Consider the following 14,102-nt stretch of genomic DNA (forward strand, 5'->3'; position numbering starts at 1 on the left):
CTCCCTGAATGTCCCGCGAAACCCTCGGCCTGCTCCTGGGCTTCGTCGGCGTGTGCATCTTCGCCGGCACGCTGCCCTTCACGCATATTGCCGTCGAGCATTTGAGCCCGCTCTTCATCACGACGGGCCGAGCGGCGCTCGCGGGACTTCTAGCCTTGGCGACCTTGCTCTTGCTCCGCAAGTGCTGGCCGTCGTGGCGGCAGGCCGGCACCTTGGGTCTCGTCGCCCTGTGCCTCGTTGCGGGCTTCCCCGGCTTCACGGCGCTTGCCATGCAGAGCGTGCCCGCCTCCCACGGCGGCGTGGTGCTCGGCATCCTGCCGCTCGCCACCTCGGCCATCAGCACCCTGATCGCTGGCGAGCGCCCGAGCCCGGCCTTCTGGCTGGCGGCCTTGGCCGGTGCGGCCCTGGTGATCGGCTTCACCCTGCACCAGGGTGGTGGCCAGCTGGGGCAGGGGGATGTGTTTCTCTTTGGGGCTGCCCTGTCGTCGGCTCTTGGCTATGTGCTCTCCGGCAAGCTCGCCCGCGCTGGCCTCCCGGGCTGGGAGGTGATCTCCTGAGTGTTGGTCGTTGCCCTGCCGGTCACGATCCCGGTGGCGCTCTGGACCATGCCGGCGAACCTGGAATCGGTTCCGGCCAGGAGCTGGATCGGCTTCGCCTATGTTGCCCTGATGAGCCAGTATCTCGGCTTCTTCGCCTGGAACGCGGGGCTCGCCATCGGTGGCATCGCCCATGTCGCCCAAGTCCAGCTCCTGCAGACCTTCATCACCCTGCTGATCGCGTCCGTTCTCAACCAAGAGGACATTGCGCTCTCCGCCTGGTTCGTCGCCGGAGCGGTCTTCATGCTGGTTGTCCTGTCAGGGCGCGCGAAGGTCCGCAGAGAAAAGTCCTAACGCCTCTGCTTGCACATACGCCGAAAAAGATATAAACATATCTTTATATGTAAGAGCGAGATTTGGCCGTGCCTGACACCCCGTCTCCATCGCTGAACCTGACCGTGGACGTCCTGCGGGCCGCCGCGGAAGAGACGCGCCTGCGGATCCTGGCCCTTTTGACGGAGGGCGAGCTCTCCGTTTCCGACCTCACCGACATCCTGGGACAGTCCCAACCCCGCATCTCCCGCCACCTCAAGCTCTTGGTCGAGGCCGGTCTCGTGGAGCGGCACCGGGAGGGCGCCTGGGCCTTCTTCCGGCTCACCGACCGAGGCGTGGCCCTGCGCATCATCCGCCCGACCCTGGAGAGCCTCGACCGCTCCGATCCGCAGCTGTTGGAGGACCGCACCCGGCTCCAGGGGGTGCGCGCCCAGCGGTCCCAGGCGGCACAGGCCTTCTTCTCGCGCCTGGCCCCCGAATGGGACAGGATCCGCTCCCTCCATGCGCCTGAAACGGTGGTTGAGGCCGCCGTGCTCGACGCCCTGGGCACGCGCTCGATCCGCAACCTCGTCGATCTCGGCACCGGCACTGGCCGCATGCTGCAGCTGCTGGCGCCACGCGCCTTAAGGACGGTCGGCCTCGATGCCAGCCATGCCATGCTCTCGGTCGCCCGCGCCAATCTGGAAAAATCCGGCCTGCGCGGGATCGAGCTGCGCCAGGGCGACATTTATGCTCCGCCGTTTCCGCGCGACACCTTCGACCTCGTCGTCATCCATCAGGTCCTGCACTACCTCGACGATCCGGCCCGGGCGATCCGCGAGGCGGCACGCCTTGTGGCTCCGGGCGGGCGCATCCTCGTGGTGGATTTTGCGCCCCATAGCCTCGAGTTCCTGCGCGAAGCCCAGGCTCACCGCCGCCTTGGCTTTGCCCCGGCCCAGGTTGCCGGCTGGCTCGACGAGGCCGGGCTCGACTGCACGCTTAACCGGGAGATCGCTCCGCCCAAGAAGGGCGACGAGCATCTGACCGTATCCCTTTGGCTTGGCCAGGATCGCCGCGTGTTGGCGGATTGGCCCTTGAATGAACCCGACAGAGAGGTCGCCTGATGTCACCGCTCACCCTTCGCCCCAGCCGGCAGGCCTCCCGTCCGATCAAGGTCTCCTTCGAGTTCTTCCCGCCGAAGACGCCGGAGATGGAAGCCACCCTGTGGTCATCCATCCAGCGTCTTGCTCCTCTTAACCCGCAATTCGTCTCAGTGACTTACGGCGCAGGCGGCTCCACTCGGGAGCGCACTCACGCCACGGTGTCCCGCCTCGTACAGGAAACAGACCTGAAGCCTGCAGCGCATCTCACCTGCGTGGCGGCCACGAAGGCAGAGGTGGACGATGTCGTGCGTTCCTATTGGGATGCCGGCGTGCGCCACATCGTGGCACTGCGTGGCGATCCGGTGGGTGGCATTGGCACGGCGTACGAAGCTCATCCAGGCGGCTACCGGCAGACCTGCGATCTGGTGGCCGGCATCAAGGCCATCGGCGATTTCGAGGTGTCGGTTTCCGCTTATCCGGAAAAGCACCCCGAAGCGTCATCGCTGGATGCGGATATCGACGCGTTGCAGGCCAAGGTGGATTGCGGCGCGGATCGCGCCATCACGCAGTTCTTCTTCGATAACGATCACTACTTCCGGTTTCTCGACCGCGTGCGCGCCCGTGGCATCGACATCCCGATCGTGCCCGGCATCGTGCCGGTGCAGAACTTCAAGCAGACGGCGAGTTTCGCCTCGAAGACCGGCGCGAGCGTGCCCGCTTGGCTGGCCGCCCGGTTTGAGGACCTCGAAACTGATGTCGAGACCCGCAAGCTCGTGGCCGCAGCCGTTGCAGCCGAGCAAGTGATCGACCTCGTCGATCGCGGCGTCAACGAGTTCCACTTCTACACCATGAACCGCGCCGATCTGGTCTATGCCATCTGCCATCTGCTTGGATTGCGCGACCAGGGCTTGAAGGCTGCGGCCTAAAGTCCATTCCATGCCCGGCCACTCGCCGGGCATTTGCATGTGCCCAATGACATCAGCATCGACGGCCGAGCCAAATCTGCTGCGATGAAAAGAGAACAAATCGAATGACTGCGTTCAATCCTCGCCCTGCCAATGGTTCGGAAGTGCTCAAGGCACTTCGCGAAGCTGCCTCCAAGTGTATCCTCGTTCTCGATGGGGCCATGGGCACGGAGCTGCAGAACTCGCGCTTCTCGGAAGAGGACTTCCGGAGCGATCGCTTCAAGGATTGGAAGCAGGACGTCAAGGGCAACAACGACCTCCTGATCCTCACGCAGCCCGATGCAGTGCGAAGCGTGCATCTCGATTACTTCCGCGCCGGCGCGGACATCGTCGAGACCAACACCTTCTCCGGTACCTCCATTGCGCAGGCCGATTACGGCATGGAGGAGATCGTCTACGAGCTGAACTTCGATGGCGCGCGTCTTGCCCGGGAGGCTGCGCTGATCGCCGAGAAGGAGGATGGCCGCCGCCGTTTCGTGGCTGGCGCCGTGGGCCCGACGAACCGCACACTCTCCATTTCGCCCGACGTGAACAACCCCGGCTATCGCGCGGTCACCTTCGATCAGGTGCGCGAGGCTTATGCCGAGCAGGTGAGGGGACTTGTCGATGGCGGCTCCGAGATCATCCTGATCGAGACCATCTTCGACACGCTCAACGCCAAGGCTGCCATCGTGGCCACGCAGCAGGTCTTTGCTGAGAAGGGCGTGAAGCTGCCGGTTATGATCTCGGGCACGATCACGGATCTGTCCGGGCGCACGCTCTCGGGGCAGACCCCTGAGGCCTTCTGGTACTCCGTGCGCCATGCGGAGCCGTTCTCCATCGGCCTCAATTGCGCCCTCGGCGCGCGTGAGATGCGCGCGCATGTCCAGGAGATCGGCAGGGTCGCCGACACCCTCGTCTGTGCTTATCCGAATGCCGGCCTGCCGAACGAGTTCGGCCTCTACGACGAGCGTCCGGAGGCGACGGCCTCCATGCTGGCGGAGTTTGCCGATGCCGGTCTCGTGAACGTGGTCGGCGGCTGCTGCGGCACCACGCCTGAGCACATCCGCGCTATCGCGGAGGCCGTCGCGGGCAAGGCACCGCGCAGCGTGCCCAAGATGCAGCCGCTCATGCGCCTGTCGGGCCTCGAGCCGTTCACGCTGACCTCAGATATTCCGTTCGTGAACGTGGGCGAGCGCACGAACGTCACCGGCTCTGCCAAATTCCGCAAGCTCATCACCAACAACGACTACGCCGCCGCCCTTGACGTAGCGCGCGATCAGGTGGTGAACGGCGCTCAGATCATCGACGTCAATATGGACGAAGGCCTGCTCGATTCCGAGAAGGCCATGGTGGAATTCCTCAACCTCGTGGCGGCCGAACCCGACATCGCCCGCGTGCCGGTGATGGTCGACTCCTCCAAGTTCCACGTGATCGAGGCTGGCCTGAAGTGCATTCAGGGCAAGGCCATCGTGAACTCGATCTCCATGAAGGAGGGCGAAGCGGCCTTTATCGAGCAGGCGCGGATCTGCCGTGCGTATGGGGCTGCCGTCGTGGTGATGGCCTTCGACGAGCAAGGCCAGGCGGATACGCTGGAGCGCAAGGTCGAAATCTGCACCCGCGCCTACAAAATTCTCACCGAGCAGGTGGGCTTCCCGCCGGAAGACATCATCTTCGACCCCAACGTGTTCGCAGTTGCGACCGGCATCGAGGAGCATAACGGCTACGGCGTCGACTTCCTGGAGGCGACCCGCATCATCCGCGAGACGCTGCCGCACGCCCACATCTCGGGTGGCGTGTCGAACCTGTCGTTCTCCTTCCGCGGCAACGAGCCCGTGCGCGAGGCCATGCACTCGGTATTCCTCTTCCACGCCATCAAGCTCGGCATGGATATGGGCATCGTCAACGCAGGCCAGCTCGCGGTCTATGACGAGATCGATCCGGAATTGCGCGAACTGTGCGAGGACGTGGTGCTCAACCGCCGCCCCGACGCCACGGAGTGCCTGCTGGAAGCAGCTTCTCGCTTCAAGGGCGATGGTGCCGGTGCCGTGAGAACGGCCGACCTCGAATGGCGCTCATGGCCTGTCGGGAAGCGCATCGAGCATGCGCTCGTGAACGGCATCACCGAGTTCATCGAGCAGGATACGGAAGAGGCGCGGCTAACGGTCGAACGTCCGCTGCACGTGATCGAAGGCCCGCTCATGGCCGGCATGAACGTGGTGGGCGATCTCTTCGGCGCCGGAAAGATGTTCCTGCCGCAGGTGGTGAAATCCGCCCGCGTGATGAAGCAGGCGGTTGCCTACCTCATGCCATTCATGGAAGCCGAGAAGAAGGCCAATGGCACAAGCGAGCGTTCGACGGCCGGCAAGGTGCTGATGGCGACCGTGAAGGGCGATGTGCACGACATCGGCAAGAACATCGTCGGCGTGGTCCTCGCCTGCAACAACTACGAGGTTATCGACCTCGGCGTCATGGTGTCGGCACAGAAGATCCTGGATACCGCACGCCGGGAGAAGGTGGACGTGATCGGGCTCTCGGGCCTCATCACCCCCTCGCTCGACGAGATGGTGAACGTGGCGAGCGAGATGGAGCGAGAGGGCTTCGAGATCCCTCTGCTGATCGGTGGCGCCACCACGAGCCGCGTGCATACGGCGGTGAAGATCCACCCGAACTACAACAAGGGCCAGGCGGTCTACGTGACGGATGCGAGCCGCGCCGTCGGCGTCGTGTCCTCGCTGCTCTCCCCCGACATGAAGGACGGCTACGTTGAGACGCTCCGGGCCGAGTACCGGAAGGTCGCGGATGCGCATGCACGCTCGGAAGCCGACAAGCAGCGTCTCCCCATCGAGAAGGCACGCACCAACAAGCTGACTTTCGACTGGGCCTCCTATCAGCCGCCGAAGCCGACCTTCACCGGCGCGCGCGTGTTCCGCAGCTACGATGTGGGCGAGCTCGTACCCTATATCGACTGGACGCCTTTCTTCCAGACCTGGGAACTGAAGGGTCGCTTCCCGGCGATCCTCGAAGACGAGAAGCAGGGTGAGGCGGCACGTCAGCTCTGGGAAGACGCGCAAGAAATGCTCAAGCAGCTCGTCGATGAGCGCTGGTTCAACCCGAAGGCGGTCATCGGCTTCTGGCCCGCCAATGCGGTGGGCGACGACATCCGTCTTTTCACCGGTGAGAGCCGCACAGAGAAGCTGGCCGCCTTCCACGGCCTGCGCCAGCAGCTCTCCAAGCGCGACGGCAAGCCGAACGTCTGCATGTCCGATTTTGTCGCTCCCGCCGAGAGCGGCAAGCCTGACTGGATCGGCGCTTTCGTCGTCACCTCCGGCATCGAGGAGGTGCGCATCGCCGAGAGATTCGAGCGCGCCAACGACGATTACCGCTCGATCATGGTGAAGGCGCTGGCCGACCGCATCGCGGAGGCTTTTGCCGAGCGCATGCACCAGCGCGTGCGTAAGGAGTTCTGGGGGTACGCGTCGGACGAGAACCTCGGCAATGATGGACTCATCGGCGAGGAATACCAGGGTATCCGCCCGGCTCCGGGCTATCCGGCGCAACCCGATCATACCGAGAAGGCGACGCTGTTCAGCCTGCTCGAGGCCGAGCGCCGCATCGGCGTCAGCCTCACGGAGTCTTACGCCATGTGGCCGGGCTCGTCCGTGTCGGGCCTCTACCTGTCGCATCCGCAGTCCTACTACTTCGGCGTCGCCAAGGTCGAGCGCGATCAGGTTGAGGATTACGCGGAGCGCAAGGGCATGAGCGTGACGGAGGTCGAGCGCTGGCTGGGCCCCATCCTCAACTACGATCCGGCGAGCTATCGGGTGATGGCGGCGGAGTGATTTTAGCTGTCATCCGGGCTGCGCAGCAGAACCCGGGATCGTCGGACGAGCACGCGCTGAAACCGCGATACTGTCATTTCCGCGAAGGCGGGAATCCATAACCCCGACCTCATTCCAGTCTGCACCGTCAGCGGTTGTGGATTCCGGGCTCCGCTACGCGGCCCCGGAATGACACTGCTCTACTGGCCCTGCGATCCCGGATCGGCTGTGCCGTCCGGGATGACGTCTTTTTGACAACTACTCACGCCGCAGCGCCTCGATCGGATCGAGCTTTGCCGCGCGTTGCGCCGGATAAAACCCGAAGAAGATGCCGACCAGCGCCGAGAAGCCCACGGCCATGAGGATGGCGTTCGTCGACACGAGCGAGGGCCAGCCGGCGAGTTGCGCCACGAGATAGGCGGCACCGACGCCAAGGCCGATGCCGAGCGCGCCGCCTATGGTGGAGAGCGTCGTCGCCTCGATGAGGAACTGGCTGAGGATGTCGCGCGGGCGCGCGCCGACTGCAAGCCTCAGGCCGATCTCGCGGGTGCGCTCGGTCACCGAGACCAGCATGATGTTCATGATGCCGATACCGCCGACGAGAAGCGAGACGGCCGCGACCGCCGCGAGCAGCATCGACAATGTGTTGGCGGAAGCCGACGCGGTGTTGGCGATCTCGGTCAGGTTGCGGATCGAGAAATCGTCCTCCTGCTCGCCGGTGATCCGATGGCGCTGTCGCAGCAGCTCCGTCATGCTCTCGATGCCGGGCTCTATGTCGCTCTCGTTGGCGAACTTCACGAAGATCGAACCAACGGAGCCGTCCTTGGCATAATTGCGGCCGATCACGCGGCGGCGGCCCGCATCAAGCGGCACGAAGATCACGTCGTCCTGGTCCTGCCCGAAGGCCGATTGTCCCTTCGAGGCCATCACGCCGATGACGCGGAACGGCACGTTGCGCACGCGCACGATCTGATCGACGGGGTCGTCCTCGCCAAACAGGTTACGCGCCACCGTCTGCCCGAGGAGGATGACGATGTCGCCGCGGCGCACCTCCTCTGGATCGAAGGTGCGGCCAGAGGCGACATCCCATTCGCGCGCAGAAAACCAATCGAGATCGACGCCGTAAATCCGCGTGCCCCAATTGCTGCCGCCGGCCACCACCTGCGCGCCACCTTGGACGAAGGGCGCTGCCGCCACTACACCGTCAATCTCGCGCCGAATGGCCTCGGCATCATCATCCGTGAGTGAGGAGGCCGCGCCCGCGCCGAGTCGCGCCCCGCCCTGTGTCACGTTGCCGGGCGTGACGATGGCGAGATTGGCGCCGAGCGAGCGGATCTGCTGGTCGACGAGATTGCGCGCGCCGGAGCCGATCGCCACCATGGCGATGACGGCCGCCACGCCGATCACGATGCCCAGCATGGTGAGCAGGCTGCGCAGGGCATTGGCCGTGATGGCGGAGAGCGCGGAGCGGATGGCTTCGATCAGCCTCATTCGGCGGCCTCCGACGCGAGATCTCGGGCATCGACGGGTGTCTGGCGGTGGTCTTCGATCACGCGACCATCCCGGAAGCGGACGAGACGATGTGCATGGCGCCCCACCTCCGCATCGTGCGTCACGAGCACGATGGTGACGCCCTCGCGGTTGAGTTCCTGGAACAGGGCCATGATCTCGTTCGCCGTGCGGCTGTCCAGGGCGCCGGTCGGCTCGTCGGCGAGCAGGAGGCTCGGGCTGTTGACGAGCGCCCGGGCAATTGCCACGCGCTGCTGCTGCCCGCCGGACAATTGCATCGGGCGGTGATGGGCGCGGTCCGCGAGACCGACACGACCGAGCGCCTGCAGCGCGCGCTCGCGGCGGGTCCTGCGGTCGAAGCCCGCATAGATCATCGGCAGTTCCACATTGGCCAGGGCGTCCACGCGCGGCAGCAGGTTGAACTGCTGGAACACGAAGCCGATCTCGCGGTTGCGCAGGCGCGCTAGACCGTCCGCATCGAGGCTCTCGACGGCGGTATCCGCGAGCCGGTACTGACCGCCCGTCGGCCGGTCGAGGCAGCCGATCAGGTTCATGAAAGTGGACTTGCCCGAACCCGAAGGTCCCATGACAGCCACGAAATCACCCTGGTCGATGTCGAGGGACACGCTGTCGAGCGCCACGACGCGTCCGGCATCGAGGTCGTAGACCCGGCTGAGATCGCGCGTTTCGATGAGAGCCACAGGGAGCGCTCCTAGAACATCCGCGGCGGACGCGGGCGGCGATTGACGCCGCCGTTCGCGTTATCCGCAGCATCGGTACGCGCAGCCCCGACGATGATCGCAGCGCCTTCCTGCAGATCGCCACGAAGGATCTCCGTGTAGGCTCCATCCGTCACGCCGAGACGCACGGGCAGGGGCTGCGGATTGCCGTCGGGTCCGACACGGTAGATGCGCGCTCTGGTGCCCTCATCCTGAATGGACCCGGCCTGTTCGCCACGGGGCCGCCGCCGTGGCCCTTGGCCATCCGGCGCCGTGCCTCTTCCTTCGCCGTTACCAGCCTGCTCATCCGGTAGACGAGGCCGACGTCTTGGCGGCTGGCCATCGGGCGTGCCGTCTCGTGCTTCGGTCGCCGCTGTCGTGATGGCGGGCCGGAAGCGCAATGCAGCATTTGGAATGCGCAACACCTCCTCGCGCTCGTCGGTGATGATCTGGAGGTTGGCCGTCATGCCGGGGAGCAGCGCCTGGTCCTGGTTGCGCACGCTGATGACCGCCGTGTAGGTGACCACGTTCTGCACCGTCTGCGCGGCAAGACGCACCATGCGAACCCGGCCATTGAAAGTGCGGTTCGGATAGGCATTGACCGTGAAGGAGACCTTCTGTCCTTCCTTGAGGCGGCCTACGTCCGCTTCGTCGATATTGGCGTAGATGTCGATCTCGCTCAGGTCCTGCGCGACGGTGAACAGGGTCGGCGAGGAGAGCGAGGCGGCAACCGTCTGACCGAGCTCTACCTCGCGCTTCACCACCACGCCATCGACCGGCGACTTGATCTCCGTGCGAGCAAGATCGATCTCGATGTCTCTCAGCTTCGCCTGCCGCTGTAGGATGATCGCCTCGGAGGATTTCACGTTCGCTTCCGACAGCGCGAGATCGGCTTTCAGCCCAAGCGTCTCTGCCTGGTTGGACGCGATCTGCGCGTCGGCCGAAGCGAGATTGGCTGTCTGAATCTCAACTTGCGTGCCAGCCTGCTCGAGGGCTGTCTGCGTTCCGACCGCGCGAGTGTTCAGCGCAGTTTGCCGATCGAGACCACGCCGGGCTTCCTCCAGCTGGGCCTGCGTCCGGTCGCGCTGCGCCCGAAGGTCAGCGGCCTGCGCTTCTGCACGCGCCAGCGCGGAGCGGGCCTTGTCGATCTGGGCGCGCTTGGTGTCGAGATCGGCTTTCGCCTGGGCGAGGTCGGCCAGCGCCGCATCCCTGCGCGACTTGATCTGCTCCGCGTAGAGGCGAGCCACGACTTGGCCTTCCTTCACGGGCGTGTTGTAGTCGGCGAGGATCTCGACCACCTGGCCGGACAATTGCGAGCCGACGAGAACCGTCGTGACGGGGTTGAGCGTCCCCGTGGCGCGTACGCTCGCGGTAATCGGCCCGCGATCAATCGCCCCGAGACGATAGGCCTGGTCCGAGGCATTGCCGCCTGTTGGCGTCCACAGCAAGAACCCGGCGCCTCCTGCCACCAGGAGAATGACGATCAGCCAGAACCAGACGCGACGCACCCGACAACCCTCAGCACCACATGACCATCCATGCGGGGCAATTGTGGCCGATTTCCTATAGTGTTGCGAGTTAACTCTTTGTCATGTGGCCGCCTGCGGCCGGGCTGCGATCAGATTGCGCAGGGTCATGATGGTGGAGGCGTCCGCCACACCGTCGACGCGCTCGGGCCGGAAATGACGCTGGAAGGCAGCCACCACCTTCTCCGTATCCTCGTCGAACACGCCGTTGATCTTCAGACCGTAGCCGTACATCACGAGCATGGCCTGCAGCGCCTCGATCGGCATGCCCTGGTCACCGCGGGAGAAGAAGCGGCCGTCGCTCATAGCGGCCGGCGCGACCCAGTGGCCGGCGCCCGCCTCATACAGGGCTTTCCAGGGAAAGAGCTCGCCGGGATCGACCTTGCGGCCGGGCGCCACATCCGAATGGGCGAGCACCCGGGTGGCCGGAATGCGCCAACGTGTGACGATATCCTTCGCCAGTGCAGCCACGCTCTCGATCTGCCCATCGGGGAAGGGCGGCAGGCCGCCCGGATGGCCGGGATTGGCGATCTCGATGCCGATGGAGCACGAGTTGATGTCGTTCTCCCCGTCCCAGGTGGAGAGGCCCGCATGCCAGGCCCGCCGTGCTTCCGGCACCAATTGCAGCACGCGCCCGTCGCTGAACACGAAGTAATGGGCGGAGACCTGCGAGACCGGATTGCACAGCCACTGCAGGGCCTCGCCCTCGTCAGGCATGCCTGTGTAGTGGAGAATGAGCATGCTGGGGCGCCGGCCGTCTTTACGCTCCCCGTGATTGGGGGAAGGAAACACCTTGGCGGCGAGGGGGCTCTCCGGTGTCAGCGCGCTCATGCGGTCACCTGATGTTCCGCTCGGCGGCAATGCGTTCCCATGCCGCGTTGATGGTGGCAAGGCGCTCGGTCGCGATCTTTACAGCTTCCGGCGGCAGGCCACGGGCGATCTCCCGGTCCGGGTGGTTGTCGGCGACAAGCTTGCGGTAGTGCCGCTTCAGCTCCTCGTCGCTCAGGCTCCTGTCGGCCTTGAGGATGAGATAAGGATCGTCCTTGCGCTTCACGTGGCGGGCGGCGATGCGCTCAAAGTCCGTTTCCGAGAAGGCGAAGATTGTCGCCACGTCCTTGAGGTAGGCGTATTCGGCCTCGTGAACGGCCTCGTCCGCCTTGGCGATGTGGAAAAGGCCGTCGAGCACGTCCTCGAGAAGCGCAGGCTCCTCCTTGAACTCGTCATGGATCTGCCGGGCATAAGCCTCGAACCCGTCCGAGGTCTGCATGGCCAGGTTGAACAGGCGCTCGACGCGCTCGTGCTCGCTATCGGGGACCTCGACAATCTGCTCGAAGGCCCGGACCTCCACGTCCACCACAACGCCGTCGGCCTTGGCCATCTTGGCGGCGAGCGCCACGAGGCCCATGGTGAACATGACGTCGCGCGGCGGCTTTCCGAACAAAGCGCCTTCGCGATCGACGAGAACATGGCCGGCTACGCCGCCCAGGAGAGCACCGATCGGCCCGCCAAACGCGAGGCCTATGCCGGCACCGCCGAGCTTACCCCAAATCGACTGAATCATCTTGAGATCAGTCGTACGCTCAAGTGCAGGCAAAAGAAAAGGGGCCGAGAATGTCTCGGCCCCTGAAATTCGCTGTCAGGCGTGATTAGCGGCAGTACACGTTGCCGTAGACGTCCTGGTATGTGCCGTAGGGGCAGGCCGGGCCGCGCGGAGTCGTCGAGGCGCCGACGATCGCACCACCGGCGCCACCGATGGCTGCACCGGCCAGGGCGCCGCCTGCCGTTCCGGTTGCTGCACCGCCGATGGCTGCACCAGCAAGGCCGCCGATTGCGGCGCCGCCGACGGCACGCTCACCAGGAGTATTGCAGGCTGCCATCGAGAGGGTGAGGGCACCGGCGGCAATGGCTGTCATGATCTTCTTCATGGAGGCTTCCCTGTTGTTGAGCGGGCTATAGGCAGCCCTGTTTAGCTTGACCTTACGCTGTCGCCAACTCCTGTGCGGAGAAAGAGTTCCTCCAATCCCCGAAAGCGACGAAAAAATCAGACCTGTCCGAGGCAATAATTATGGCCGCAAATCCAAGCAGCGTAGAGGGAACACGGTCAAGCTTGAACGAATTCTGAACAAAATCGCGCCTGATAGTGTCACATCTTCGCCTCATTTCGCCTTCACCCACCGCCCCCTCATGGCTATCGCCGGGTGGAGTTTCGGTTTGACTTGGAAGCACTTCCTCAGAACGCTAACAGTTGCAGGCCTTGGCGCAGCGGCCCTTGTCGCAGCATCACAGGCCCGGGCCAATGGACGCGAGAATGGCCCCATCTCGCCCGATCAGGCCGAGCAGTTTCTTGGTGCTGCAGCGGCTGAAGCAGCTGCCTTCGTCAAGGAGGAGGCTGCCGCGGCCTCTACGGAGGAAGCGCCGGAGCAGGACACCAAGGGAGCGGGCAAGAAGAAGCTGAAGGAGGCTGCCGCTTCCAAGTCCTCCAAGCCTCAAGTGGGCAAGGCAGAAGAGACACAACCCGAGTTGGTGGCAAAAGGGGCAGCCTTGCCGGAAGGAGCGGATCAGCAGACCGCATCCCTTCCTGCGGTATCGGCCGATGCCAAGTCGAGAACCCGCATCTCCGACGCGACTCGGGCCGGCGCGCTCAAGCCTCTCGTTGCCCGCTACGCCTCCGAGAACGGGCTGCCTTACGAGCTGGCGGATGCCGTGATCAGGATCGAGAGCCGCTACAATGCCGGCGCCCGCAACGGTCCGCACATGGGCCTCACTCAGATCAATGTCCGCACGGCCCAGTCGCTTGGCTACAAAGGCGATGCGGCCGGCCTACTCGATGCGGAGACGAACCTCCGCTATGGCCTCAAGTACCTGGCCACCGCCTATAAGCTTGCGGGAGGGGATACCTGCGGCACGATCCTGCGCTATCAGTTCGGCCACCGCACCCAGACCATGACGGCGGCCTCCCGGGCCTATTGCGCCAGGGTGAAGGTCATCACGGCGGCAGCGGATTGACCGGCTGCCCTTGACGGCAGGACCCTTTTGGCACCACATCCCCCCGTCAGCCGGCCGGGCGGCCGCTTCGAGTTCATCTCGGGGAGGAAAGTCCGGGCTCCATGGAAGCAAGGTGCCGGATAACGTCCGGCGGGGGCAACCCTAGGGAAAGTGCCACAGAAAGCAGACCGCCCCACAAGGTCTCCGGACCCCGGGGTCAGGGTGAAAGGGTGCGGTAAGAGCGCACCGCGGACGCAGCAATGCGGACGGCATGGTAAACCCCACCAGGAGCAAAACCGAATAGGGACGACAGGCGCTCGCGCCAGGCCTGCTTCCAGGCTGGTCGTCCGGGTTGGTTGCTAGAGGCGGTCAGCAATGATCGTCCCAGAGGAATGGTCGCCACGTTCAAAGTCTTAGACTTTGGGCCCTACAGAACCCGGCTTACAGGCCGGCTGACCCCATCTATCCACAGGCTACAATCTGCAAGAAAGCGGAGCAAACCTTTGCTCCGCTTACGATTCATTAACCGTAAATGCGTCTCATGGAGAACGCATGCCATAAGGCGTGCGCTCCCTCTCCGTTCCGTTGACGACCATATTATCCCATGTTATCCCAAACCATCCCGTCGACGGTGTCTTCCGAAGAGG

The 14,102-nt window shown here is 64.5% G+C and carries 12 protein-coding genes and 1 other RNA gene; 7 read left to right on the forward strand and 6 right to left on the reverse strand.

The genetic code is table 11. The features are described from left to right. Nucleotides 1–8: 8 nt before the first annotated feature. The 5 genes from VB618_RS12455 to metH all read left to right on the forward strand — a co-directional run bounded on the left by VB618_RS12455 (nt 9) and on the right by metH (nt 6,737). Nucleotides 9–557 (forward strand): EamA family transporter, encoded by a 549-nt coding sequence (locus tag VB618_RS12455; protein WP_329796985.1) that lies wholly within the window; start codon nt 9–11, stop codon nt 555–557. Then, nucleotides 558–890, forward strand: coding sequence for an EamA family transporter (locus VB618_RS12460; RefSeq protein WP_329796986.1), 333 nt, complete (start codon nt 558–560; stop codon nt 888–890). A 68-nt stretch (nt 891–958) separates the two neighbouring features. Beyond that, complete coding sequence (locus VB618_RS12465; protein WP_329796987.1) at nt 959–1,972, forward strand: ArsR/SmtB family transcription factor; 1,014 nt, start codon at nt 959–961, stop codon at nt 1,970–1,972. Further along, complete coding sequence (gene metF / locus VB618_RS12470; protein ID WP_329796988.1) at nt 1,972–2,877, forward strand: methylenetetrahydrofolate reductase [NAD(P)H]; 906 nt, start codon at nt 1,972–1,974, stop codon at nt 2,875–2,877. The genes VB618_RS12465 and metF overlap by 1 nt, the downstream gene beginning before the upstream one ends. Before the next feature lie 104 nt (nt 2,878–2,981). Beyond that, complete coding sequence (metH, locus tag VB618_RS12475; protein ID WP_329796989.1) at nt 2,982–6,737, forward strand: methionine synthase; 3,756 nt, start codon at nt 2,982–2,984, stop codon at nt 6,735–6,737. A 237-nt stretch (nt 6,738–6,974) separates the two neighbouring features. Here metH and VB618_RS12480 read toward each other — a convergent pair whose 3' ends face one another. From VB618_RS12480 to VB618_RS12505, 6 genes are all read right to left on the reverse strand, one after another. Further along, nucleotides 6,975–8,207, reverse strand: a complete 1,233-nt coding sequence (locus VB618_RS12480) for an ABC transporter permease (RefSeq protein WP_329796991.1) — start codon at nt 8,205–8,207, stop codon at nt 6,975–6,977. Further along, nucleotides 8,204–8,926: an ABC transporter ATP-binding protein gene (locus VB618_RS12485; RefSeq protein ID WP_329796992.1), complete on the reverse strand. Its 723-nt coding sequence runs from the start codon at nt 8,924–8,926 to the stop codon at nt 8,204–8,206. Before VB618_RS12485 ends, VB618_RS12480 begins: the two co-directional genes overlap by 4 nt. Before the next feature lie 11 nt (nt 8,927–8,937). Further along, nucleotides 8,938–10,452, reverse strand: a complete 1,515-nt coding sequence (locus VB618_RS12490) for an efflux RND transporter periplasmic adaptor subunit (protein ID WP_329796993.1) — start codon at nt 10,450–10,452, stop codon at nt 8,938–8,940. A gap of 81 nt (nt 10,453–10,533) precedes the next feature. Further along, a complete protein-coding gene (locus tag VB618_RS12495) occupies nt 10,534–11,301 on the reverse strand; it encodes an N-acetylmuramoyl-L-alanine amidase (protein ID WP_329796994.1) in 768 nt (255 codons plus the stop codon). A 4-nt stretch (nt 11,302–11,305) separates the two neighbouring features. After that, nucleotides 11,306–12,031 (reverse strand): TerB family tellurite resistance protein, encoded by a 726-nt coding sequence (locus VB618_RS12500; RefSeq protein ID WP_329796995.1) that lies wholly within the window; start codon nt 12,029–12,031, stop codon nt 11,306–11,308. Nucleotides 12,032–12,116: 85 nt separating this feature from the next. Then, complete coding sequence (locus VB618_RS12505; protein WP_202056153.1) at nt 12,117–12,395, reverse strand: hypothetical protein; 279 nt, start codon at nt 12,393–12,395, stop codon at nt 12,117–12,119. A gap of 286 nt (nt 12,396–12,681) precedes the next feature. Between VB618_RS12505 and VB618_RS12510 the strand changes: the two genes are divergently transcribed. Together VB618_RS12510 and rnpB are read left to right on the forward strand one after the other, a co-directional pair. Next, a complete protein-coding gene (locus VB618_RS12510) occupies nt 12,682–13,476 on the forward strand; it encodes a lytic transglycosylase domain-containing protein (RefSeq protein ID WP_329796996.1) in 795 nt (264 codons plus the stop codon). A 46-nt stretch (nt 13,477–13,522) separates the two neighbouring features. Continuing rightward, nucleotides 13,523–13,915: RNase P RNA component class A (gene rnpB / locus VB618_RS12515), an RNA gene on the forward strand. The last annotated feature ends 187 nt before the right edge of the window (nt 13,916–14,102 follow it).

It is taken from the genome of Microvirga sp. CF3062, from assembly GCF_036314045.1.
Lineage (GTDB): Bacteria > Pseudomonadota > Alphaproteobacteria > Rhizobiales > Beijerinckiaceae > Microvirga.

What these genes read in the sequence shown, in the direction of transcription:
- metF (WP_329796988.1), top strand. Translation starts at nt 1,972, where the DNA reads ATGTCACCGCTCACCCTTCGCCCCAGCCGGCAGGCCTCCCGTCCGATC.
- VB618_RS12500 (WP_329796995.1), bottom strand. Translation starts at nt 12,031, where the DNA reads ATGATTCAGTCGATTTGGGGTAAGCTCGGCGGTGCCGGCATAGGCCTC.
- VB618_RS12480 (WP_329796991.1), bottom strand. Translation starts at nt 8,207, where the DNA reads ATGAGGCTGATCGAAGCCATCCGCTCCGCGCTCTCCGCCATCACGGCC.
- metH (WP_329796989.1), top strand. Translation starts at nt 2,982, where the DNA reads ATGACTGCGTTCAATCCTCGCCCTGCCAATGGTTCGGAAGTGCTCAAG.
- VB618_RS12505 (WP_202056153.1), bottom strand. Translation starts at nt 12,395, where the DNA reads ATGAAGAAGATCATGACAGCCATTGCCGCCGGTGCCCTCACCCTCTCG.
- VB618_RS12455 (WP_329796985.1), top strand. Translation starts at nt 9, where the DNA reads ATGTCCCGCGAAACCCTCGGCCTGCTCCTGGGCTTCGTCGGCGTGTGC.
- VB618_RS12495 (WP_329796994.1), bottom strand. Translation starts at nt 11,301, where the DNA reads ATGAGCGCGCTGACACCGGAGAGCCCCCTCGCCGCCAAGGTGTTTCCT.